Origin of the sequence: Bradyrhizobium japonicum USDA 6 (genome assembly GCF_000284375.1) — a bacterium.
GTDB lineage: Bacteria > Pseudomonadota > Alphaproteobacteria > Rhizobiales > Xanthobacteraceae > Bradyrhizobium > Bradyrhizobium japonicum.
Window position 1 is genome coordinate 6,071,904 of the sequence record NC_017249.1, and the last position, 22,308, is coordinate 6,094,211.

The 22,308-nt window shown below is 64.8% G+C and carries 24 protein-coding genes; 7 read left to right on the forward strand and 17 right to left on the reverse strand.

Annotation, left to right across the window (positions count from 1 at the left end; all coding sequences use genetic code 11):
* The first annotated feature begins 40 nt into the window (after positions 1 to 40).
* Both BJ6T_RS28865 and BJ6T_RS28870 read left to right on the forward strand, forming a co-directional pair.
* Positions 41 to 1,246: an amidohydrolase family protein gene (locus tag BJ6T_RS28865; protein ID WP_014496075.1), complete on the forward strand. Its 1,206-nt coding sequence runs from the start codon at positions 41 to 43 to the stop codon at positions 1,244 to 1,246.
* Between the two features lie 153 nt (positions 1,247 to 1,399).
* Positions 1,400 to 1,711, forward strand: a complete 312-nt coding sequence (locus BJ6T_RS28870; RefSeq protein WP_014496076.1) for a hypothetical protein — start codon at positions 1,400 to 1,402, stop codon at positions 1,709 to 1,711.
* A gap of 19 nt (positions 1,712 to 1,730) precedes the next feature.
* Here BJ6T_RS28870 and BJ6T_RS28875 read toward each other — a convergent pair whose 3' ends face one another.
* From BJ6T_RS28875 to BJ6T_RS28905, 7 genes are all read right to left on the reverse strand, one after another.
* Positions 1,731 to 2,648 (reverse strand): DUF1932 domain-containing protein, encoded by a 918-nt coding sequence (locus BJ6T_RS28875; protein WP_014496077.1) that lies wholly within the window; start codon positions 2,646 to 2,648, stop codon positions 1,731 to 1,733.
* Positions 2,648 to 3,517 (reverse strand): substrate-binding domain-containing protein, encoded by an 870-nt coding sequence (locus BJ6T_RS28880; protein ID WP_014496078.1) that lies wholly within the window; start codon positions 3,515 to 3,517, stop codon positions 2,648 to 2,650. The genes BJ6T_RS28875 and BJ6T_RS28880 overlap by 1 nt, the downstream gene beginning before the upstream one ends.
* A 27-nt stretch (positions 3,518 to 3,544) precedes the next feature.
* A complete protein-coding gene (locus tag BJ6T_RS28885) occupies positions 3,545 to 4,228 on the reverse strand; it encodes a 4-carboxy-4-hydroxy-2-oxoadipate aldolase/oxaloacetate decarboxylase (RefSeq protein ID WP_014496079.1) in 684 nt (227 codons plus the stop codon).
* Positions 4,225 to 4,938, reverse strand: coding sequence for a PIG-L deacetylase family protein (locus tag BJ6T_RS28890; RefSeq protein WP_014496080.1), 714 nt, complete (start codon positions 4,936 to 4,938; stop codon positions 4,225 to 4,227). The genes BJ6T_RS28885 and BJ6T_RS28890 overlap by 4 nt, the downstream gene beginning before the upstream one ends.
* Before the next feature lie 67 nt (positions 4,939 to 5,005).
* Complete coding sequence (gene dctA, locus BJ6T_RS28895) at positions 5,006 to 6,307, reverse strand: C4-dicarboxylate transporter DctA (protein ID WP_014496081.1); 1,302 nt, start codon at positions 6,305 to 6,307, stop codon at positions 5,006 to 5,008.
* Complete coding sequence (locus tag BJ6T_RS28900; RefSeq protein ID WP_014496082.1) at positions 6,304 to 7,188, reverse strand: amidohydrolase family protein; 885 nt, start codon at positions 7,186 to 7,188, stop codon at positions 6,304 to 6,306. Before BJ6T_RS28900 ends, dctA begins: the two co-directional genes overlap by 4 nt.
* Before the next feature lie 30 nt (positions 7,189 to 7,218).
* A complete protein-coding gene (locus BJ6T_RS28905) occupies positions 7,219 to 7,929 on the reverse strand; it encodes a TetR/AcrR family transcriptional regulator (RefSeq protein WP_014496083.1) in 711 nt (236 codons plus the stop codon).
* A gap of 114 nt (positions 7,930 to 8,043) precedes the next feature.
* Here BJ6T_RS28905 and BJ6T_RS28910 point away from each other — a divergent pair, with 114 nt between their 5' ends.
* The 3 genes from BJ6T_RS28910 to BJ6T_RS28920 all read left to right on the forward strand — a co-directional run bounded on the left by BJ6T_RS28910 (position 8,044) and on the right by BJ6T_RS28920 (position 11,175).
* The gene (locus BJ6T_RS28910) at positions 8,044 to 9,021 is read left to right on the forward strand and encodes a tripartite tricarboxylate transporter substrate binding protein (RefSeq protein WP_014496084.1); all 978 of its coding nucleotides are present in this window, start codon (positions 8,044 to 8,046) and stop codon (positions 9,019 to 9,021) included.
* Between the two features lie 10 nt (positions 9,022 to 9,031).
* Positions 9,032 to 9,832, forward strand: a complete 801-nt coding sequence (locus BJ6T_RS28915; protein WP_028169808.1) for an ABC transporter substrate-binding protein — start codon at positions 9,032 to 9,034, stop codon at positions 9,830 to 9,832.
* 92 nt (positions 9,833 to 9,924) lie between these two features.
* The gene (locus tag BJ6T_RS28920; protein WP_028169809.1) at positions 9,925 to 11,175 is read left to right on the forward strand and encodes a DUF763 domain-containing protein; all 1,251 of its coding nucleotides are present in this window, start codon (positions 9,925 to 9,927) and stop codon (positions 11,173 to 11,175) included.
* Here the strand turns inward: BJ6T_RS28920 and BJ6T_RS28925 are convergent.
* The 3 genes from BJ6T_RS28925 to BJ6T_RS28935 form a co-directional block, all read right to left on the reverse strand.
* Positions 11,076 to 12,383, reverse strand: a complete 1,308-nt coding sequence (locus BJ6T_RS28925; protein ID WP_014496087.1) for a cytochrome P450 family protein — start codon at positions 12,381 to 12,383, stop codon at positions 11,076 to 11,078. The two genes, BJ6T_RS28920 and BJ6T_RS28925, sit on opposite strands and share 100 nt — an antisense overlap.
* A gap of 89 nt (positions 12,384 to 12,472) precedes the next feature.
* A complete protein-coding gene (locus BJ6T_RS28930; protein ID WP_014496088.1) occupies positions 12,473 to 12,799 on the reverse strand; it encodes a hypothetical protein in 327 nt (108 codons plus the stop codon).
* Positions 12,800 to 12,905: 106 nt separating this feature from the next.
* Positions 12,906 to 13,679, reverse strand: coding sequence for a ferredoxin--NADP reductase (locus tag BJ6T_RS28935; RefSeq protein WP_014496089.1), 774 nt, complete (start codon positions 13,677 to 13,679; stop codon positions 12,906 to 12,908).
* A gap of 159 nt (positions 13,680 to 13,838) precedes the next feature.
* Between BJ6T_RS28935 and BJ6T_RS28940 the strand changes: the two genes are divergently transcribed.
* Both BJ6T_RS28940 and BJ6T_RS28945 read left to right on the forward strand, forming a co-directional pair.
* Positions 13,839 to 15,035 (forward strand): amidohydrolase family protein, encoded by a 1,197-nt coding sequence (locus BJ6T_RS28940; RefSeq protein WP_014496090.1) that lies wholly within the window; start codon positions 13,839 to 13,841, stop codon positions 15,033 to 15,035.
* Positions 15,036 to 15,132: 97 nt separating this feature from the next.
* Entirely contained in the window at positions 15,133 to 15,822 is a 690-nt protein-coding gene (locus BJ6T_RS28945) for a hypothetical protein (protein ID WP_014496091.1), read from the forward strand.
* Positions 15,823 to 15,826: 4 nt separating this feature from the next.
* Here BJ6T_RS28945 and BJ6T_RS28950 read toward each other — a convergent pair whose 3' ends face one another.
* From BJ6T_RS28950 to BJ6T_RS28980, 7 genes are all read right to left on the reverse strand, one after another.
* Complete coding sequence (locus BJ6T_RS28950) at positions 15,827 to 16,216, reverse strand: hypothetical protein (RefSeq protein WP_014496092.1); 390 nt, start codon at positions 16,214 to 16,216, stop codon at positions 15,827 to 15,829.
* A gap of 166 nt (positions 16,217 to 16,382) precedes the next feature.
* A complete protein-coding gene (locus BJ6T_RS28955) occupies positions 16,383 to 16,838 on the reverse strand; it encodes a MarR family winged helix-turn-helix transcriptional regulator (RefSeq protein ID WP_014496093.1) in 456 nt (151 codons plus the stop codon).
* A 14-nt stretch (positions 16,839 to 16,852) separates the two neighbouring features.
* Positions 16,853 to 17,557: an ABC transporter ATP-binding protein gene (locus BJ6T_RS28960; RefSeq protein ID WP_014496094.1), complete on the reverse strand. Its 705-nt coding sequence runs from the start codon at positions 17,555 to 17,557 to the stop codon at positions 16,853 to 16,855.
* Positions 17,554 to 18,345 carry an ABC transporter ATP-binding protein gene (locus BJ6T_RS28965; protein WP_014496095.1) on the reverse strand — a complete coding sequence of 264 codons (792 nt, stop codon included), beginning with the start codon at positions 18,343 to 18,345 and terminating at the stop codon, positions 17,554 to 17,556. Before BJ6T_RS28965 ends, BJ6T_RS28960 begins: the two co-directional genes overlap by 4 nt.
* The gene (locus BJ6T_RS28970; protein ID WP_014496096.1) at positions 18,342 to 20,231 is read right to left on the reverse strand and encodes an ABC transporter permease; all 1,890 of its coding nucleotides are present in this window, start codon (positions 20,229 to 20,231) and stop codon (positions 18,342 to 18,344) included. The genes BJ6T_RS28965 and BJ6T_RS28970 overlap by 4 nt, the downstream gene beginning before the upstream one ends.
* Before the next feature lie 197 nt (positions 20,232 to 20,428).
* Positions 20,429 to 21,631 (reverse strand): ABC transporter substrate-binding protein, encoded by a 1,203-nt coding sequence (locus tag BJ6T_RS28975; RefSeq protein WP_014496097.1) that lies wholly within the window; start codon positions 21,629 to 21,631, stop codon positions 20,429 to 20,431.
* A gap of 80 nt (positions 21,632 to 21,711) precedes the next feature.
* Entirely contained in the window at positions 21,712 to 22,296 is a 585-nt protein-coding gene (locus tag BJ6T_RS28980) for an amino acid synthesis family protein (RefSeq protein WP_014496098.1), read from the reverse strand.
* Positions 22,297 to 22,308: the final 12 nt, after the last annotated feature.

Below are 22,308 nucleotides of genomic sequence, written 5' to 3' on the forward strand. Positions count from 1 at the left end.
TTGCGCGATGATCATCACAATCGACCAACGGAGCAGCCGGATGGCCTTCGACACGATCTTCCTGAACGCGCGCTTCGACGGCGGAGCCCGGCATCACATCGCCGTCGCCGACGGCCGCATCGCCGCGATCACGTCCGTCGATGAGCGTCCCACCGCGAACGAGACCATCGACCTCGGCAACGTCCTCGTCGTTCCCGGCTTCGTCGAAGGCCACATCCATCTCGACACCAGCTTCTATGGCGACGCCTGGCGTCCGCACAAGCCATGCACCAACGGGTTCGACGTGCATGAGCGCGTCGCCTTCCAGGCCCAGAACATGGCCGTATCAGCGCCGATGGACGTGCGCGCGCGCAACCAGCTCGACCTCTGCATCGGCCACGGCACCACGCAGATGCGCAGCCACGTCATGGTCGACGGCTCGGTCGGCCTGAAATCGCTCGAGACGATTTTACGCGTGCGCGAGGAATATCGCGGCCTGATCGACATCCAGCTCGTCGCCTTCCCCCAGAGCGGCATCCTGATGAGCCCGGGCACGCCGCAATTGCTGGACGAGGCCATCGGGCTCGGCGCCGATCTCGTCGGCGGGCTCGATCCCGCAAGCTTCGATCGCGACATCGAGAAGCATCTCGACGTCGTGTTCGGCGTGGCCGGCAAGCACGGCGTCGACGTCGACATCCATCTGCATGACATGGGCACGCTGAGCGCGTTCGAAATCGAGCAGATCGCAGCGCGCACCCGCGCGCTCGGCATGGAGGGACGCGTTGCCGTCAGCCATGCTTACGGGCTCGGCGATATCTCCATGGACCAGCTCAAGAAGATCGCCGACACCCTCGCCCGCTCCGGCGTCGCGATCATGACCAATGCGCCTGGCGCCCGGCCCTTCCCGCCGATCCTGGCGCTGCGCAATGCCGGCGTCACCGTCTTCAGCGGCAACGACAACATCCGCGATTCCTGGTGGCCCTATGGCGACGGCGACATGCTGCGCCGGGCCACAACGCTCGGCTATCGCTCGGGCTTCAACATCGATGAAGAGCTGCGTATCGCGTTCGATGTCGTCACCGTATCAGGCGCAAGAGCGCTGCGGCTCGAAGGCTATGGCCTCCGCGTCGGCGCCAAGGCCGACTTCGTGACACTGAATGCCGAGCATATTCCTGAAGCCGTTGTCGGAGTGCCGCAAGGGCGCTCCGTGTACAAGGAAGGCAAGCTCGTCGCATGCGACGGTAAGATTGTCGGGAAGCGCGGCTAATGATCGGGTCTTTTCCGTTCGATTATACCGCTAGCTTTCCTCACCCCCGAATCCGGTAGAATCCCTGACCGTAAATGCGCGCATTGCACGACGGGCCAAGGAGATCATACTAAGACCCGCACTGACATCTGCGTTTCTCTGGGGAAGTCTGGAATGTTCAGCGCATTCAGCAGCATCGATTACCATTCCATTCGGGCCAAGACGCCCGCCGAGATGGCCATCAAGCGACTGACCGGCATCGGCGAAGTCCTGTCGGGCATCGACATATCGGCAATCCACACGCAGGACGACATGGCCCGCGCGCTGTTGACGCTCGATACCGCTGACAAATGCATTCGCACGATTCTCACCGAGTTCCGCACCGAGCGCACCGCGGAAGTCGTCCGCGAAGCCACGAGCCTGATCAGCCTGATCGAGCTCGCGCGCGACGAACTCTCGGACTACGCGACGGCAGCAGAGGCTTGAGCTGAACGCGCGCTGGATCTCAGCGCTTGATCTTCGCCAGAATGCGATCCGCCTCGGTGCGCCAATCGGCGCTGCGGGCAAATTCCTTCGTCCCCTTGATGCCGAACAGGCCTTCATCAGCGAGATCGGCGACCCAGGCCTGGCGCTCGGCGGTGCCCTGCGCCGACCATGGCGTCAGCCCGGCCTCGCGGACGGTCTCGGCGACCTCCCGCACCTCTTCGGCGCGGCGACGGCCGTGCTCGATCACGCGCTGGAAGAAATATGCGCCCTGCTTCTCCCAGTCGATCGCCGGAAACGTCTCCGCGAGCGAAGCCAGCACCGCATCCTCGACGCCATAGGCGCGCGCGGTGGTGAAGCTCTCGATGACCATGGCCTCCAGGCCCTTGATCATGATGCTGCGGCACATTTTCACGGCCGACGACACGCCGAGCTTGTCACTCGCAACCTTGGCCGCGAACCCGATTGCATTCAGCAGCGGCTCCAGCTCCCTCGCGCCGGGGCCGCCGAGCAGCAGCGGCACCTTGATGCGATAAGGCGGCACCGAGGTCATCACGGCGCCCTCGACATAGCGTCCGTCAGCGCCTTCGATCAGCGCAGCGGCGCGCTGCTTGGCGCCGGGAGACGCCGAATTGAAATCGAGGAACCAGGTGCCCTGGTTGATTGCACCAGCGCAGGCTTTTGCAACAGGCACGGCCTGGCTCGCCGTGACCGCGGAAATGATAAAATCGGATTTCGCGGTCAGCTCGGCGTGAGACACCGCCGGCGTCACGCCGAATTTCGCCGCATGCTCCTTCAGGGGAGCGCCCTGGTCCCCACCGAGCTTGATGTCATACGCCGCGACCTTGAGGTCCTGCTGCCGCAAATCTTCAGCCAGGATCCTGCCGACCTCGCCGTAGCCGACGAGCCCGATCTGCCAGCGCTTGGGGTCACCTGCCATCAATTCAATCCTCGCGTCGTCTCGTCGAACAGCTCCTCGACCGCATAGCGGCGCGGGATCAGCGCTTGCTGGAATGCGTAGTCGACGATCAGCTCCAACGGTCTTCTGCTCGCCTCGATCCCGAACGGAACGAGGTCGGGCGTCCCCGCAGGTCCCGCCTGCGCCTTGTTCCGCTTAAGCAGATCGTAAACGCCTGTGACGACGTCGGAGCGCGATTTCGCGAGCTGCTCGGTCACGACCACGAGATGATTGACCGGGACGACGCTACGACGGGTGTACCATTTGGCCGCTTCCGCGGCCGGATCGGGGAATAGCGGCTTCAATGTGGGATGATCAGAGGTCTCGCCGAGAACGGCATCGAGCTCGCCTTCGAGCAGCATCTGCAGGATCTTCTTGTCCTTCGGCGCGCGCTCGGTGGTGTCGACATATTCGGCAACGTGCGGATCCTCGAAGGTGACCCAGCGGATCTTGTCGAGATCGACGCCGTAATCGTTGGCGAGAATGCCCCTGATCCAAGCGCCCGTCGTCGTCGTGAACGAGCGGATGCCGACGCGCTTGCCTTCGAGATCGGACGGCCCGAGCACTCCCCTTGCAGGGTTGTAGAGCGCGTAGGAATGCTGGAAGCGCCCGAGCATGGTGGCAGGCAGCAGCACCAGCGGCTTGCCATGCGCCTTCGCCATCAGATAGGTGACGATGGCCATTTCGCAGACGTCGAAAGCCTGCTCGCGCACCATCGGCTTGAACGCCGTGTTGGTCGGCGTGTACGCGATGAAATCGAGGTCGAAGAGGTCGGAGCGGAGCTCGCCGCTCTTCACCGCCTGGACATGGGGGTGACTTCCGAGCACGGCCTTCAACTTGAGACGATCCATCCGCCCGCTCCGCTTCTCTGGTCCCGCTCAGACGTCCTCGGGATTGTCGACATAGACGAGGCCAGCCTTCGCCAGCGCCTCGCGCATGCTGTACATATCGAGGCCGAGTTCACCCGAGGCCAGCCGCCTGCGCTTGCCGCCCTCGTCCGCGTTGCGCTTCTTCGCCTTTTCGGCGACCGCAGCGGCGTAGCGCCTGGGCACCACGACGACGCCGTCGTCATCGGCCACGATGATGTCGCCGGGATCGACGTTGACCCCGGCACAGACCACGGGAATGTTGACCGAACCGAGCGTCGCCTTGACCGTGCCCTTGGCCGAGACGGCGCGCGACCACACCGGAAACTTCATCTCGTGCAGCGCTTTCACGTCGCGGCAGCCGGCGTCGATGATCAGCCCTTGCACGCCGCGCGCCCGCAGCGACGTCGCGAGCAGCTCGCCGAACATGCCGTCGGTGTTATCGGTGGTGCAGCCGACGACGAGGATGTCGCCCCTCCTGCACTGCTCGACCGCGACATGGATCATCCAATTGTCGCCGGGCTGTGCCAGCACGGTCACTGCGGGGCCGGCAATCGACGCACCGGCCCAGACGGGCCGTAGGTAAGGCTTCATCAGCCCAATGCGACCGTAAGCCTCGTGCACGGTCGAGACGCCGTATTCCGCCATTCCGGCGGGATCGGCTCGCTCAATGTTGCGAACGACGACGGACTTCATGCCAGCTCCTCCGCAACCGTCGGGAACAGGCGCTGATAGGCCTCGCCATAGGTCATGGGCACGCTGGTGTTGCGGCTGCCCTGGATGCCACGGTTGAGCGCGACACGCTCGTAATAGCCCCAGAGATGTTTTTGCGCGGCGAGGATCTGGAACGCCTCGTACTTCTCCTTCCAGACCTCGTCGATCTTGAGGAGCAGGTCCGGCTTGTAATTGCACTGCTCGGGCTGATGCGGCTCGAACAGGAACACCGGGGGCGCCGAATATTTGTACTGCGCGCCGGGCTTGTGGCCCATCGCCTGCGCGACCACGCGGGTCTCCTGCGCGAAATGCGCCGCGTTCGGATGGTCGAAATTGTAGGGGTCTTCCAGCGCATGCGTCAGCACGAAGCTCGGATTGAGCTCGCGGTAGATATCGACCATGCGATCGAAATGCGCCTCGGTGAGCTTCAGCGGATAGTCGCCGCAGTCGAAGAACTCGATCTCGGCGCCGAGCAACTTCGCCGCCCGCTCCGCCTCGTCCTTGCGGCCCGCCTTGACCGACTCCAGCGTCGCGCCTTTTTCCTTCCAGGCGAACTGGCTCTCGCCGCGCTCGCCGAAGGACATGCAGACGATCTTCATGCGATAGCCCTTCTTCGCATGCAGTGCGATCGCGCCGCCGGCGCGCCAGACGAAATCGCCGGGATGGGCGGTGATCACGAGACCTGTTTTCATGGGACTACTCCCCTTTTTCGTTCGTAAGCATCATAGGCCATCCTGCCTCATGCAGGATGCCAATTCGTCAGGCGGCAGCAGCCGCGGGTTCCTCGCCGTCGAGCACGCGCCTCAGACGCTCGCCGTCAAGCGCCCCCTCCCATTTGGCAATCGCAATGGTCGCAACTGCGTTCCCGATCAGATTGGTCGGCGTCAGCCCCTGCGACATCAGGCGATGGATGCCGAGCACCAGCGCGACGCTCGTCACCGGAATGGAGCCTGTGGCCGACAGCGTCGCCGCCAGCACGACAAAGGCGGCGCCTGCGATTCCCGCCGCGCCCTTGGAGGTCACCAGCAGGATCAAGAGCAACTCGATCTGCTCGGCGAGCCCGAACGGCGTGTTGGTCGCCTGCGCCAGGAACACCGAGGCCGCGGCAAGGTAGAGGCAGGTGCCGTCGAGATTGAAGGAATAGCCGGTCGGGATCACCAGTCCGACCACGCTGCGCTCGCAACCGGCCTTCTCCAGCTTGGTCAGCATCCGTGGCAACACCGTCTCCGACGACGTGGTGGCGATGCAGATCAACAGCTCTTCCCAGATGTAGCGGATCAGCTTGAGCAGCGAGAAGCCGCAGAGACGCGCGACGGGGCCGAGCGCCACGATGACGAAAATCACGCAAGTGAGATAGAACCCGCCCAGCAGCTTGCCGAGCGAGGCCAGCGAGCCGACGCCGAACTTGCCGACCGTAAAGGCGATGGCGCCGAACGCGCCGATCGGCGCCGCCCACATCACGAAGCCGACGACGGCGAACACCATCTTGGCGGCGATGTCGATCAGCTGGACCAGCGGTGCGGCGCGCTCGCCGAGCTGGACCAGCGCAAAGCCGCACAGCACGGAGATAAAGAGCACCTGGAGGATGTTGCCCTCGGCAAAGGCGCCGATGAAGGTCGCCGGCACGATGTTCAGGAGAAAAGGAACGAAGCCGATGGCGCCGGTCTGCTTGACATAGGGCTCGATCGCGCTGGCATTGATGCTGGCGGGATCGATGTTCATGCCGACGCCGGGCCTGAGCAGATTGACCGCGATGAGACCGATGATCAATGCGACCGTCGTCATGATCTCGAAATAGACGATCGCCTTGACCGCGACGCGCCCGACCCGCGCCATGTCGGCCATGTGGGCGATGCCGTGCACCACCGTGCAGAAGATGATCGGCGCGATCAGCATCCGGATCGCCTTGATGAAGGCGTCGCCGAGCGGCTGCATCTTAACGCCCGCCTCGGGACTGGCGATGCCAAGCATGATGCCGGCCGCCATGGCGATGAGCACCTGGATCCAGAGCTCCCTCCACCAGGCGCGTTCCCGCGGCTTGTCGATCGCCATCGCGGTCATTCGGCGAACCCGAACAGGCGCGCGGGATTGGCGACCAGGATCTTCTGCTGGAACTCCGTCTCCGGCGCGAACAGTGGGATCAGGTCGACCAGATCGCCGTCATTCGGCATCACCTTGACGTTGGGATGCGGCCAGTCGGTACCCCAGATGACACGGTCGGGCGCGGTCTCGACGATCTTTCGCGCGAACGGCACCGCGTCCGTGAATGGCGGCCCGGCCGAGGACACCCGCTCCGAGCCGCAGATCTTGACCCAGCACTTCTCGTCGCGCTGCATCAGCTCGATCAGGATCTTGAACGGAAGCTGGTCGAGCCCCTCCGACGCCTTCACCCGTCCCATATGGTCGATGGTGTAGCTCAGCGGCAGTCTTGTCAGCATGTCAGCATATTCGGGCAGGTCGATCGCATCGAAATGCAGATCGATGTGCCAGCCCAACGGCGCGACCATCGCGATGATGCGATCGAATACGCGCTTGTCGGGAACGCCGCCGAGATGGCGCACGAAATTGAAGCGGCAGCCGCGGAAGCCGCCCTCATGCAGCACGCGAAGCCCGCGTTCGGTGATGGTGTCGTCGATATTGGCAACCGCGCGATAGGCGCCATTGCTCTGTGCGATCGCATCGAGCGCGACCGTGTTGTCGGTGCCGTGCACGCTGGCATTGACGATGACCGCGCGCTCCACGCCGAGCTTGGCATGCAGCGCACGAAAGTCCTCGAGCGGTGCATCCGGCGGCGTATAGGAACGGTCAGGCGCGTACGGATATGTCGCACCGGGCCCGAAGATGTGACAATGCGCATCGCAGGACCGCTTTGGCAGCGTGAACTTCGGCGTGCGCGTGTTCGGATCGGGCGGCGGAATGGTCGGCGTGTACATCATCGTCATCAGGTGAACTGCCGAGCGAAATCGCTTCTTTCAAATCTTGCTGCTGACGACCGGCCGCCGCCGCGCCGGCGCGGCCTGATCCAGCGCCGGTGCCTGGAACGCGGCGACGGTGGCCTGCACCAACTGCTCGATGGCGCTGGCGGCATCGCTGCCGTCGGCCTCGCCGCGCGACAGGCGCGAGACACGATCCGGCGTCACCAGCGAATAATAGAGTGCGCCGAGCAGGAAGTGGCTGCGCCAGACGATATCGGTGCGCGGAATATGCGGCAGGCTCTCGTGGACCGCATCGATGAAGGCGTGACTGGTGTCGTCAAAGGTCTGCGCGATGATTTTTCGCGCGACCTCGTTGCCTTCGGCGGACATCACGGCGCGCAGCCGGGTGAAGCGCGCCCCGCCCCCGGCGAGATCGCTGCCAGAGGTGAAAGCCGGCACCACATAGGCGCGAACCACCGCCTCCAGCCGGTCCTGGAGATCGCGCACGCGTTTGGCGGCGGCGAGCAGCTCGGAACGGCGCAAATTCATCGGCCCGCAATGGCGCCGGTAGATCTCCAGCAGCAGGCCGTCCTTGGTCTTGAAATGATAGGTGACACTGCCGGGATTGGCGCCGGCGGCCTGGGCGATGTCGCGCACCGAGACGGCGTTGAAGCCGTTGGTGGCGAACAGCTCCTCGGCCGCGGCGAGGATCGCCTCGCGCATGTTCGGCTTGCGGGCCGTTTCCTTGCTGGTGGGCTTGCGTACCATGTGATTTGTACTATCGTACAAAAGATCAGGTCTCGTCAACAAGAACCATGGGCGGCGTCCGGACGGCTCGGAACACCGAGGCAGGATGCGAAAGCCCGCAAGGAGTGCTGGAAAATGCTGGGTTTGAACAAGACAATCGGCGGTTTGATGCTGGGCGCCGGCCTGCTGCTGGGCGGCGCCGCGCAGGCCGCCGACAATTACCCGAGCAAGCCGGTCCATATCCTTGTGCCCTATGCGGCGGGCGGCGCCGTCGACGTGCTCGCGCGTACGCTCGGCCAGGCGCTGGCGAAGACCTGGGGTCAGCAGCCGGTGATCGACAACCGTCCGGGCGCCGGCGGCATCGTCGCCTCGCAGGCGCTGACGCAGGCAGCGCCGGACGGCTACACGCTGATCCTGGTCGCGAGCGGCCATCCGCTCAACCAGTTCATCTATCCGAGCGTGCCCTACGACACGTTCAGGGATTTCACCGCGATCACCGAGGTCGCCTCCTCGCCGCTCGCCATTGTCGTGGCCAAGGACAGCCCCTACAAGACGCTCGGCGATCTCCTCGCCGCCGCAAAGAAGGACCCGGACAAGCTGTCGTACGGCATGTCCGGCAATGGCACCTCCGCGCATCTCGCCGGCGAGTTGCTCAAATACATGTCCGGCAGCAAGATCGTCGCGATCCCCTACAAAGGCGGCGCACCGGCGCTGACCGCCGTGATCGCTGGCGAGATTCCGCTCAGCATCAATCCGCTGGCGGAAGCGATCGGCCAGCTCGAAGGCGGCCCGGTGCGCGCGCTCGCGGTGACCTCGGCCGAACGCTCCAAGGCGCTGCCGAATGTGCCGACTATCGCGGAATCCGGCGTCCCCGGCTACGACGTCTCGGTCTGGTGGGGCGTTCTTGGACCTGCCAAGATGCCGCCGGAGATCGTGGCGAAGCTCGAGACCGATCTGAAGGCCGCACTGCAGGACGCGAACGTGCTGTCGACGCTGGGCAAGATCGGCGCCTCGCCGGTCGGCTCTTCCGCCAAGGACTTTGACGCCTACATGCACGCCGAGGCGACCAAGTGGGAGCCGGTGCTGAAGGCCGCCGACATCCGCGCGCAGTGAGGCTCGTCACATGAGAAGCTCTTCCCGGCGATTTGCGCCTACCGCCCTGCTCGCATTTGCAATGATCGGCCTGCTCGGCGCGCCCGCGCGCGCCGATGGCGAAGCCAGGCTGCTGGCGCCGAGCGGCACGTTGCGTGTCGGCATCTATCCGGGCAGCCCGACCTCGATGGTGACGGATGCCGCCGGCAAGCCGCACGGCCTCGCCTACGATCTCGGCGGCCAACTGGCCAAGCGGCTCGGCGTGAACGTCGACTATGTCAGGTTTCAGCGCGTCGCCGACATCGTCAGCGCGATCCATGATGGCCAGGTCGACTTTACCGTGACCAACGCCACGCCGGCCCGCGCCAACGAGGTCAGCTTCAGCCAGCCCGTGCTGGCGATCGAGCTCGGCTATCTCGTCCCGGCGAACTCGCCGATCAGAGAGATCGAGGACATCGACAGACCGGGCGTGAAGATCGGCGTCACCAAGGGCTCGACCTCAGAACGGAAGTTGCCGGCGAAGTTCAGGAGCGCGACCATCGTCCCCGCTGAAAGCGTCAAGGTCGCCACCGCCATGTTCGGCCGCGGCGAGATCGACCTCTACGCGACCAACAAGCCGACGCTGTTCGAGATGTCCGACCAGATGCCGGGCGCGAAAATTCTCGACGGCAATTGGGGCGCCGAGCATATGGCCATCGCGATCCCCAGGGGACGCGAGGACGCTCTCCCCCTGCTCAACCGCTTCGTGACGGACGAGCAGTCGTCCGGCGCGCTGGACACGATCCAGCAGCAGGCGGGCCTGCGCGGCGCAACCAAGGCGACGCGCGAGTAGCTCGCGGACGTGGGTGACGTGTCCTGCCGCCCTGCCCAATACGGTATTCCCTCAATGCAACCGTCGCCGAATTGCGCTAATTTGCGTCGATCATGACTCGACGTACCGGCAGCGCCGATCTCCCTCTCCATACCGGACGGGTTCCGCCGTGGCTGGCAAGCCGCATGGCCTCGCTGGGGGCGATCGTCACGCAGGCGATCGTGCATCATTACGGCCGCGATGCCTTCCTCCAGCGGCTGTCGCATCCGTTCTGGTTCCAGTCATTCGGCGCCGTGATGGGGATGGACTGGCATTCCTCGGGCATCACGACCTCCGTGATCGGCGCCCTGAAGCGCGGGCTCGGCCCGCTTCAGGATGAGCTCGGCATCTATGTCTGCGGCGGCCGCGGCCAGCATTCGCGCAAGACGCCTGACGAACTGTTGCAGCTCGGCGATCGCGTCGGCTTCGACGGCGCGAGCCTCACGCGAGCCAGCCGCCTGGTCGCAAAGGTCGACAGTGCCGCGGTCCAGGACGGTTTTGATCTCTATCTCCACGGTTTCTTCGTCACTGCCGACGCCAAATGGACCGTGGTGCAGCAGGGCATGAACGGCGACAAGCGGCAGGCCCGCCGCTATCACTGGCATTCCGAGGCGCTGAAGAGTTTTGTCGACACGCCGCATAGCGCGATCGACGGCCCGCAGCAGGGCGAGATCGTCAATCTCACCGATCACCGCGCCGATGTCTCGCGCGCCGCGCAGCTCGAACTGTTGAGCGGTCTCGGCCCCGATCGCATCCTCACAGAATTCGAACGCTTCGTTGGGACTGCGCCCGAGCCGGCGCAGGCGATGCTGCCGCATCTGATCATGCCCGCGCATCATGATGTCCGGCCCAAGGACGTGTTCGCACGCCGCCTGCACGGTACGCTGGCCGCCGCGGCCGAACGCGGCCCGGTCGATTTTCCGGAATTGCTGCTGACGCCCGGCGTCGGTGCGCGCACCGTGCGCTCGCTGGCGATGGTCGCCGAGGTCGTGCATGGCGCGCCCTATCGCTTCAACGATCCCGCGCGCTTCTCGCTCGCCCATGGCGGCAAGGACCGGCATCCCTACCCCGTCCCGATCAAGGTCTATGACGAGACCATCCGTGTGCTGAAGGGCGCGATCCAGAACGCCAGGCTCGGACGCGAAGAGGAGATGCAGGCGATCAGGCGCCTCGACGATCAGGCGCGGCGGCTGGAGCGGACTGCGAGCGGTCCGTCGGTCGAGGCCTACATCGCCGGAGAGCGTGAAGCCTCGCCCGATCTCGACGGCCGCTCCGTGTTCGGCTGGGAGCGCGATGTCGTGGCGTCGCGGAAGTCGACGGGCTGACTGTCCACCGGGACGACCGGCAACTCCGCGATGGCACGCATGCCCGGCCGCTTGCGCCAGTGGATTTGCGCGGGATCGACGGCAAGACCGAGCTTCGGCCATCGCGCAAACAGCGCCTCCAGCGCACAGGCCGCCTCGATCCGTGCGAGCTGATGGCCGAGACAGAAGTGAATTCCCGTTCCGAACGAGATGTGGCGGTTCGGCTTGCGCGTGAGGTCGGGCCGCTCGGGCTGGTCATGCACCGCCGGATCCATATTCGCCGCGGCGAGCATGACCATGACGCGATCGCCCTTTTTCAGCGGCACGCCCGCAAGCTCGATATCCTGCCGCACATAGCGCGGCTTGGAAAACTGCACCGGTGACACGAAGCGCAAAAACTCCTCGACCGCGAGCCCGATGCGGCTCCGGTCTTGCTCCAGCCAATCGCGCAAGCCCGGATTTCTGAGAAGCTCGTAGACCGAGCCGCTGATCAGATGCGTCGTGGTCTCCGATCCCGCCGCGAGCAGCAGGAACACCATCGACACCATTTCGTCCGGCGTGATCTGGCCGCCCTCACGTTCGACCTGAACCAGCTCCGCAATCAGGCCCTCGCCGCCCTGCACGCGTGCGACCTGCAACTGCTGTTCGAGATAGGCGCGCATCTTGCGAAACGCGAGCAGCAGGCGGAAGAAGCTGACGACATTCGTCAGCGACGACATCTTGTTGGCCCAGGCGATGAAGCGCGGACGATCGGCCGCAGGCAGGCCCAGCAACTCGCAGATCACGGACACCGGCAGGATGCGGGCGTAACGCTGGACGAGGTCGGCGGGGCTGCCATCGGCAAACAGGTCGTTCGCCAGGCCGTCGGCGATGGCGCGAATGCGTGGCTCCATCGCCACGATCGCGCGGCGACGAAAAGCCTCGTCCACGATGCTGCGCAGCCTCGTGTGATCAGGCTCGTCCATCGTCAGCATGTTGTTGGCGATGGTGGTAACGAGTTTTGGCATCCACCAGCGCAGGCCGGCGACTTTGCCGTCCCCCTTGCGCAGCGTGAAGGTGGTGCCGTCCTTCAGGACCTGCGCCGTGGCGTCATGGGTCGTGGTGATCCAGACATCGCCGACCAGAGGAAATCGCGTCGCGACCACGGGGCCGGACGCGCGCAGCGCCGCGATCGCCTCGGGCGGATCGCGGAAGAAGGCCTCGCTGGTGAAATCGAGGCGCGGTGTCATGGGATCACCGTACTGCTTGGTGGCGCCTCAACCAGATGGTGTGTACGACGCGACGCGCAAGGGCCGGAACCGCGCGAAAAGAAGAGAGCCTATCCGCGCCCCGGCGACCGTTGGCCGGTCTTGCGCTGCTGCCGGCCGGTGTAGGCGTCCCAATGGCTCCAGCTACCGTTGCTGAGGCTTTGCAGATCGGTGCCGAGGGGGCGGCGGGTGCGCTTGTCGTGATCGGCGACCAAGCGCTCGGATAGCGAGATCTTGCGCTTGAGTTCCGCAATCGCCTTCTGGGTCTGCCCGTCCCGCTTCGAAGACGCGATCTCGCCCATCGTGAAGCGCGCGGTCTCCAGCGCCTTCAACTCGGCGCGGTTCTTCTTCAACTGAACCCGGTGCCAGGCGATGTTGCTGTCGCTATCCGCAACCATGTGGGAACTCCGCTGATTCGTTCCCACAGTGTATCGCGCACGGAATCGGCGCCGCAACGCCCGCCGAACGGCGGAAATACGGTCTTATTGCGCGAAAAATCCGCGATCAGTGCTCGGCAAAGGCCTTTTCGACCACAAATTGGGCCGGCTCGCCATGATTGCCCTCAATGAGGCCACGCTCGCCCAGCAACACGCGGGTGTCAGCGACCAATGCCGGGCTGCCGCAGATCATGACCCGGTCGTGGGCGGCTTCCAGCGGCGGCAGGCCGATATCGGCGAACAGCTTGCCCGAGGTGATGAGGTCGGTGATGCGGCCGCGGTTGCGGAAGGGATCGCGGGTCACGGTCGGGTAGTAGATCAGCTGATTGCGGATGTACTCGCCGATCAGTTCGTCCTTCGGCAGCGTCTCGGTGATCATCTCGCCATAGGCGAGCTCCTTCACATGCCGGCAGCCGTGCAGCAGCACGACCTTCTCGAACCGCTCATAGGTCTCGGGGTCCTTGATCACGCTCAGGAACGGCGCGAGGCCCGTGCCGGTGCCGATGAGGTAGAGGTTACGGCCCTCTTCGAGATTGTCGATCACCAGCGTGCCGGTGGCCTTGCGGCTCACGATGATCTCATCGCCTTCCTTCAGATGCTGGAGGCGCGAGGTCAGCGGACCCTCCGGCACCTTGATCGAGAAAAACTCAAGCGTGTCCTCGTAATTGGCGCTGGCGACGCTGTAGGCCCGCAGCAGCGGCTTCTCGCCGACCTTGAGCCCGATCATGGTGAATTCGCCATTGCGGAAACGGAAGGTCGGGCTGCGGGTGGTCTTGAAAGAGAACAGCGTGTCGGTCCAGTGGTGGACGCTCAAAACGCTTTCCTGATTGAAATTGCTCATCTCACCTTCCCTGTCGCTTCCAATGCGGTTTTCGAGGCGGGGCAGCTATGCGTCGTTTGTACACGATCATTCGTGTACTAATGAATAATCCTGCTTGCTCCCGGGGTCAAGGCTGCCCAAGATCGCGAGCGTTGCAGTTAGGAACAAGGAGCCCCTTCCATGGCGCATGACGCCCCCCAGGCCACCGGACCCTCGAAGCTCGTGATCCGGAATATCGGCCTGATCCTGTCCGGCGCCCTGGAAAAGCCGATCCTGGACGGCGACACCATCGTCGCCGAGAACGGCAAGATCACCGCCATCGGCCGCTTCAAGGACCTCAACACCGAAGGCGCGACCACCATCGTCGAGGCCAACGGCACCACGGTCGCGCCGGGCCTGATCGACAGCCACGTTCACCCTGTCGCCGGCGACTGGACGCCGCGCCAGAACCAGATCGGCTGGATCGACAGCAATTTGCACGGCGGCGTCACCACGATGATCTCCGCCGGCGAGGTTCACATGCCGGGCCGCCCGCGCGACGTCGTCGGGCTGAAGGCGATGGCGATCTTCGCACAGCGCGCATTCTGGAATCTGCGCCCGGGCGGCGTGAAGGTTCACGCCGGCGCACCGGTGATCGAATGCGAGATGGTCGAGGAGGATTTCAAGGAGTTGGCCGCCGCCGGCGTCAAGCTGCTCGGCGAGGTCGGCCTCGGCGGCGTCAAGGACGGCCCGACGGCGCGCAAGATGGTCGGCTGGGCCCGCAAATACGGCATCCAGAGCACGATCCACACCGGCGGCCCCTCGATCCCAGGCTCCGGCCTGATCGACAAGGACGTGGTGCTGGAGGCCGACACCGACGTGGTCGGCCACATCAATGGCGGCCACACGGCGCTGCCCGACGACCAGATCCGCTGCATCTGCGAGGGCTGCAAGCGCGGCCTCGAGATCGTTCACAACGGCAATGAGCGCTCGGCCCTGTTCACGCTGCGCATCGCGCGCGAGATGGGCGACCTGCACCGCGTCATCCTCGGCACCGACGCCCCCGCCGGCTCCGGCGTGCAGCCGCTCGGCATTCTGCGCATGGTCTCGATGCTGTCCTCGCTCGGTGATCTCCCAGCCGAGATCGCGTTCTGCCTTGCGACCGGCAACACCGCGCGGATGCGTCAGCTCGACTGCGGCCTGATCGAGGTCGGCCGCTCCGCCGATTTCGTCATCATGGACAAGGCCCAGCACTCGCCTGGCAAGACCATCCTCGAGAGCGTCCAGCTCGGCGACCTCCCCGGCATCGGCATGACCATCATCGACGGCATCGTGCGCACCCAGCGCAGCCGCAACACGCCGCCGGCCGGCCGGGTGCCGGAGATGGTGGCGAAGTGACGCAGCCTCGCAGGCATTGAACAAGTCTGCTGCCTGCTGCGTCTAACGCAGGCAGCCCTCGGCGGCGGCAGTTCATTGCTGGACCATCGAGGGAGACATGAAAAACTCATCGCGAATAGCCGCTGGCGTTGCTGGCGCGGTAGCGGGCTATGTCGCGACCTTTGTGCTGTTCTCCCTGCTCGATTTCGGCAACCGCGCAGACCCGATCACGTCGGGTCTGTTGGGGCTGTTCTTCTACTCCCCCGTCGGCGCGATCGCCGGTGCGATGCTCGCCAGCTGGCTGGTGACGCGTTCAGGCAGGGACGCAGGCAATGGCAGCGTCGCGCGCAACAGCCTGAAGTCGCTTGGCATCGTCGTCCTGCTCTGCGCCGCCGGTATCGGCATCTACATTGCCTACGCGTATGCGACGGCGACGCCCTGGCTCAACCCGAACGGCAACAATCCCCTGCTCGCGTTCGAGGTTCGCTTTCCGGCCGGCGTAACGGTGCCGGCGTCAGCGCAAGGCATCACCATTGAATTGCAGACCGACCTCAACACCATGCCGGGCGAAGTGACCCCCGCCGCCTTCTATCGCGATGGCGATCAATCTGTCATCGCGGGCGAGGTCGAACTGGCATTCCGCACCTCGCACCGGCAACTCGCCGTCACCATCCAGGACCAGCCGAGCCGGATCTATCCGATCGATCTGACAGCCAGGGCACCGCATACGCCGGAATTCGGCACGTGGCGGCGACTCACGGATGGCAGCGAAATCCGCTATCGCGCCAAATGGCCGGGGAAGACGTAAGAGATCAGCGCTTTTTCGCGATCTCACAACGCACATAGGTCTGGCGCTTGGCCTGCCCGACCGGTCCGTTCTGCATCACCAGCCTGCCGTCCGCCGCGATGGACAGACGCGGATTGGAGCGAAACTTCTCGCCCTCGCCTTCGCAGGCAAGCCGCATCTTCCAGCTTTGCTTGCCGTCTGCGGTGATCTCGCCGGCGCGGCAGCGCGTCTCGTACCAATAAAGGCGGTTGCCGCCCTCGATGCTCATCCGGTTGGCACTGTCCTGATCGCGGCAGTCTTTTTTGGTCGACGCCCAGAAGCCCTCGTAGGGTTGCGCCGCCCAGGCGGGGGCACATTCGCCCGCCAGCGCCGCAGCAAGACTCAGAACCATCGCAAACTGCGTCGCCACGCCCATATCGGAAGACCTCGACAAACCCATTATCGAGGTTAGTCGCCAGTCCCCGCAGCTTGTTCAACTGCCGTAGGGTGGGCAAAGCGTAAGCGTGCCCACCGGTCTTCCCCAAGCCGCAGAGAAGGTGGGCACGGCGCTTTGCGCCTTTGCCCACCCTACGGCACCTTACTCACCGCAGCTTGTTCAACAGCGCCATCAGCATCTCGCGCTCCCTGGCGTCGAGCGGCGCCAGCGTTTCCCGGGTGATCGCGAGCGCATTCGGCGCGACCTTCTCCGCAAGCTGCTGACCGGCACGCGTCAGGCTGACCAGAAGCCGCCGTCCGTCCTCGGGATCCTGGCTGGTCTCGGTCAGGCCTCGTGCGGTCAGGCGATCGATCACGCCCTTGATGGTCGCGACGTCCATCGCCGTCAGCCGCCCGAGCTGGTTCTGCGAGCATGGCCCGGTCTCGGCCAGCTTCGACAAGGCCGCCCACTGCGTCGGGGTCAGATTGGTGCCGATGTCGCGCGAGAAGATCGAGCTGTGGCGCTGCCAGACCTGACGCAGGATGAAGCCGACCTGCTCGTCGAGCACGTAAGACGATTTTGCCGGTTTGACGCTTTTCTTCGCCGCAACGCTTCTCGCCATCCGCTCCCCGCCCCTCACAACGACAGATGCGCGTCGCGGATATCCGGACGCGCGTCGAGCTCGGCCATGGTGCCGCCGAAGCAGATACGGCCGCGCTCGATGATATAGGCGCGGTCGGAAATCAGCCGCGCAAAATGTAAATTCTGCTCGGACACGACGATGCTGACGCCTTCCTTCTTCATGGTCAGGATGGCATCGACCATCTGCTCCACGATCTTCGGCGACAGGCCTTCCGAGGGCTCGTCCAGCAGCACCAGCGACGGATTGCCCATCAGCGTGCGTGCGATGGTGAGCATCTGCTGCTCGCCGCCGCTCATGCGGCCGCCCGGACGATTTTTCATCTCACCCAGGTTCGGAAACAGCGCGAACAGCTTGTCGCGCGTCCAGTATGGTGCGTTCGGACGCTTCGGCTGACGGCCGACTTCGAGATTCTCTTCCACCGTCAGATCGGTGAAGATGCGCCTCTCCTCCGGCACATAGCCGAGCCCGTCGCGCACGATTTCATGCGTCGGGCGCACCGAGACATCCTTGCCCTCGAACATGATACGGCCGGTTCGTTGTGCGACGAGGCCGACGATGGAACGGAAGGTCGTCGACTTGCCGGCGCCGTTGCGGCCCAGAAGCGCCACCACTTCGCCCTCACCGACCTCGAAGCCGATGTCGAACAGGATATGGGCCGGGCCGTAATGACTGTTGAGGTCCTGCACCGTGAGCTTCATGTTGATGCTCCCTCGCGATGCTCGGCATCGTAAAGCAGGCCCTCACCGAGATAGACCGCCTGCACTTGCGGATTGGCGCGCACCTCGGCCGGCGAGCCCTCGGCGATCAGCGTGCCGCGGTTGAGCACGATGATGCGGTCGGCATGCTCGAACACGACGTCCATGTCGTGCTCGGTGAAGAGCACGCCGATCGACTTCTCCCGCGCGATCTGCGCTGTCAGCCGCATCAGCTCGACGCGTTCGCGCGGCGCCATGCCGGCGGTCGGCTCGTCCATCAAAAGCAGCTTCGGCTCGTTGGCAAGCGCCACCGCAAGCTCGAGCCGCTTGAGGTCGCCATAGGCGAGCTCGCCGCACGGTCGATCCGCATAGCCGCCCATGCCGACGAGCTCGAGCAGCCGCCCGGCCTCGCCACGGTCGAAGCTCGGCGCCGAGCCGAACAGATTGAACAGCTGCCTGCCATGCGAGATCAGCGCGACCTGCACGTTCTCGCGCACCGTCATGGTGGCGAAGGTCGCGGTGATCTGGAAGGTGCGTCCGACGCCGAGCCGCCAAATCTCGCGCGGCTTCTTGCCGGTGGTCTCCTCGCCCAGCAGGCGGACATGGCCGGTATCAGGCTTGTTCTGGCCGTTGAGCATGTCGAAGCAGGTGCTCTTGCCCGCGCCGTTCGGACCGATCAGCGCCAGAATTTCGCCTGATCGCAGCGAGAACGAGACGCCGCGCACGGCGTGGATGCCGCCATAGGATTTGGACAGGTCTTCAACCGCGAGAAGTGGGGGTGCGACGCTCATTCGACGGACTCGATCGGCTTGGCAAGCAAGGGAGATCCCGGCGGCGATGTCTTCCTGCGCCGCTGCGCCAGCATCTCCAGCATGCCGACGATGCCCTTGGGGAAGACGACGACGATCAGCACGATGAAGCCGCCCAGCACGAGCTTTGACAGATCGGTCTGGCTGACCAGCCAGATGTTGAGCGCCTTGTAGACGATGGCACCGATCACCGGGCCCGACACCGTCTCGACGCCGCCGAGCAGCACCATGACGAGTGCATCGACCGACAGCGAGATGCCGAGATTGTCGGGGAAGACGCTGCCCTTGAGGTAGGCGAACAGCGCGCCACCGATGCCGGCGGTCGTGCCTGCGATCACGAACGCCGTCCACTGGATGCGCTTGGCATTGATGCCGACCGCCTCGCTGCGCAGAGGCGAGTCGCGCGTGGCCCGGAGTGCGTAGCCGAACGGCGAGAAGACCATGGCCCGTAGCGCGACCGTCACGAGTGCGGCAACGCCGAGCGCCAACCAATAGAAATGCGACGGGCTCGCCGCCCAGCTTGACGGCCAGACGCCGAGTATGCCGTTGTCGCCGCCGGTTACACTCACCCACTGGAACGCGATCGACCAGACGATCTGCGCAAACGCAAGCGTCAGCATCGCGAAATAGACGCCGGACAGCTGCACCGCGAAGAAGCCGAACACGGCCGCGCCCATGCAGCCCAGCAGCGGCCCGAGCAGCACGCACACGACCATCGGCAACCCTGCGATCTTGGCGAGGAAGGCGACGCCGTAGGCGCCGAGACCGAAATAAGCGGCATGCCCGAAGGATGCGAGACCGCCGACCGACATCAGGAAATGCAGACTGACGGCGAAGATCACGAAGATCGCGATCTCCGAACCGACCGTGAGAACGTAATTGCCGGCGAACAGCGGCAGCGTCGCCGCGATGACGAGTGCGGCGAGCGCGGCGAGCCGCTCGTTCGACGTCAGCGGCCGCCAGGGATTGACGGTGAGGCCCGGTGTCTTGCGCGCGGCCGCCTCCGGCTTGCCGAACAGGCCCCAGGGCCTGACGATCAGCACCACCGCCATCACCAGGAAGACCAGGATGATGGAGATCTTTGGAAAGATCAGGATGCCGAAGGCGTTGAGCTCGGAGACCAGCACCGCCGCGACGAAGGCGCCGACGATGCTGCCGAGGCCGCCGATCACGACGACGACGAAGACCTCAACGATGATACGCAGGTCCATGGCATGATGCACGGCATCGCGCGGGATCTGGAGCGCGCCGCCGAGGGCGGCAAGGAAGACGCCGACCGCAAACACGGATGTGAACAGCCATTTCTGGTTGACGCCGAGCGCTGCGACCATGTCGCGGTCCTGCGTCGCCGCGCGCACCAGTACGCCCCAGCGCGTGCGCTGGAACAGCAGCCAGAGAATGCCGAGCACGACCGGTCCGAGCACGATCAGGAACAAATCGTAGCTCGGAATGTTCTGGCCGAAGAAATCGATGGCGCCCTTGAAGCCCGGCGCGCGGCGGCCGACGAGATCGTCGGGGCCCCAGATCAGCACGACGAGATCCTCGACCATCAAGGTCAGGCCGAAGGTCGCAAGCAGCTGGAACAGCTCGGGCGCGTGATAGATGCGGCGCAGGAGCACCATCTCGACAATCACGCCGATCAAGGCCACGGCAAACGCGGCCATGACGATCCCGCCCCAGAAGCCGAACGCGCCCGAAAGCCGCTCGGTGAGCGTGAAGGCGATGTAGGCGCCGATCATATAGAAGGCGCCATGCGCGAAATTCACGATCCGCGTCACGCCAAAGATGATCGACAGGCCCGAGGCCACCAGAAACAGCGACGCTGCGCTGGCGAGACCGGTCAGAAACTGTACGACATAAAAGGCCATCGGCGGTCCGGGTTAGGTGTTTGGGTCACCTCGCCCCGCTTGTGGGGAGAGGTCGAATTGTGCCCGGCGATGCGAAGCATCGTCCGGTGCAATTCGGGTGAGGGGGAGTCTCCGCGAGTCGTCTGTCACCTCCCTCGCGGAGGCTCCCCCTCACCCCGCCCCTCTCCCCGCAAGCGGGGCGAGGGAGAAGGAAGAGATCAATCCTTCGGACGCAGCTTCTCGACTTCGGCATCGCTGGGCAGATAGTCGGAGCCCTTCTTGTAGACGGAGTCCACCATCACGCCCTTGCCGTCCTTCAGCGCGGTCTTGCCGACATAGGCACCGAGCGTCGACTGGTGGTCGATCTTGCGGAAAGTGATCTCACCGAACGGCGACGGCATCGACAGCCCCTCCGCCGCGGCAATCAGTTTCTCCGGATCGGTCGAGCCAGCCTTCGCAAGGATCGCAGCGGCGGCCTTGATGGTCTGGTAACCGACGATCGAACCCAGGCGCGGATAGTCGTTGTACTTGGCCTGGTAGGCCTTCAGGAACGCGTCATGCTCGGGCGTCTTGATCGAGTACCAGGGATAGCCGGTGACGATCCAACCCTCCGGCGTCTCGTCCTTGAGCGGATCGAGATATTCGGGCTCGCCGGTCAGGAACGAGACGACCTCGCGCCCCTTGAACAGGCCGCGGGTGTTGCCCTCACGCACGAGCTTCACGAGGTCGGCGCCGAAGGTGACGTTGAGGATCGCTTCGGGATTGGCCGCGGCAACCGCCTGCACCACCGGACCCGCGTCGATCTTGCCCTGCGGCGGCCACTGCTCGTCGACCCACTGGATGTCCGGGCGCTTCTCCGACATCAGCTTCTTGAACACCGCGACCGCCGACTGGCCGTATTCATAGTTCGGCGCGATCGTCGCCCAGCGCTTGGCCGGCAGCTTGCTGGCTGCTTCCACCAGCATCGCGGCCTGCATGTAGTTGGAGGGACGCAGGCGGAAGGTGTACTTGTTGCCCTTGGACCAGGTGATGGCATCCGTCAGTGGCTCGGCCGCGAGGAAGAACACCTTCTTCTGGTTGGCGAAGTCGCTGACGGCGAGGCCGATGTTCGACAGGAACGTCCCCGTCAGCATCGCGACACCCTCGCTCGACACCAGCTCGTTGGCCGCGGTCTGCGCATCCGCCGGCTTGCCGCCGTCGTCCTTGGAGACGACGACGAGCTTCTTGCCGTTGATGCCGCCGGCCGCGTTGACCTGTTCGACTGCCAGCTGCCAGCCCTTGCGATAGGGCTCGGTGAACGCCGGCAACAGCGAGTAGCTGTTGATCTCGCCGATCTTGATCTCCTGCGCCACGGCCGAATGAGCCATGCCGCCCGCCAGCAGCGCGAAGGCCGCGCCCACAAAAGTGTTTCTCGCTCGCATCCCAACCTCCAGTTTTGAACTCTCTACGTCTTCAGCGTGATCTTGTCGGAGAAGCTGTGCCCGCCTCCCCGGTTCAAACTCTATCTCAAACCGTCTTCGCCCTTCACTTCCGCAACCGTCAGGCCGCCGACGCGCGGCAAGGGACGGCCGCTATCGGTGACGGCGACCGCGACCATGATCTCGTTGGCGCGCGGCGCGTCGTTGATCTGCACCTCCATGCCATCGAAATGGCTGCGCACGAAGGCTGCGTCCTTGTGACCAAGCGGAATATCCAGCGTCGTGCCCGGACCGCTGCGCTTCTTCGACGACGGGATCAGCGCCGCGCCCTTGCTCAGAACCTTGCGCACCGGAGCGCCCATCTTCGGATGCAGGATAGCCGCTGCATGCTCCAGCTCGCCGTTCTCGCCGACCGCCGCGGCCTTGCCGTAGCTCTGCGCCTTCGCGCCATCGATGCCCAGCGCCGCCACCGCGCGCTTCGCCAAGAGATCGCCGAGCTCCTCGCCGATCGTGATCAGGGGCGAGAGATCCTCGACATATTTGCCGGCAAAGGGATTTTCGATCACGGCGATCGCCGCGGCGCGCCGCGTCGGCGGCGAGACCTGGCGGCCCATTTCCATCTGCGTCTCTTCGACGACGGTGACGATCTTGCGGATGATCGCGCTCATGTTTCGCTTCCC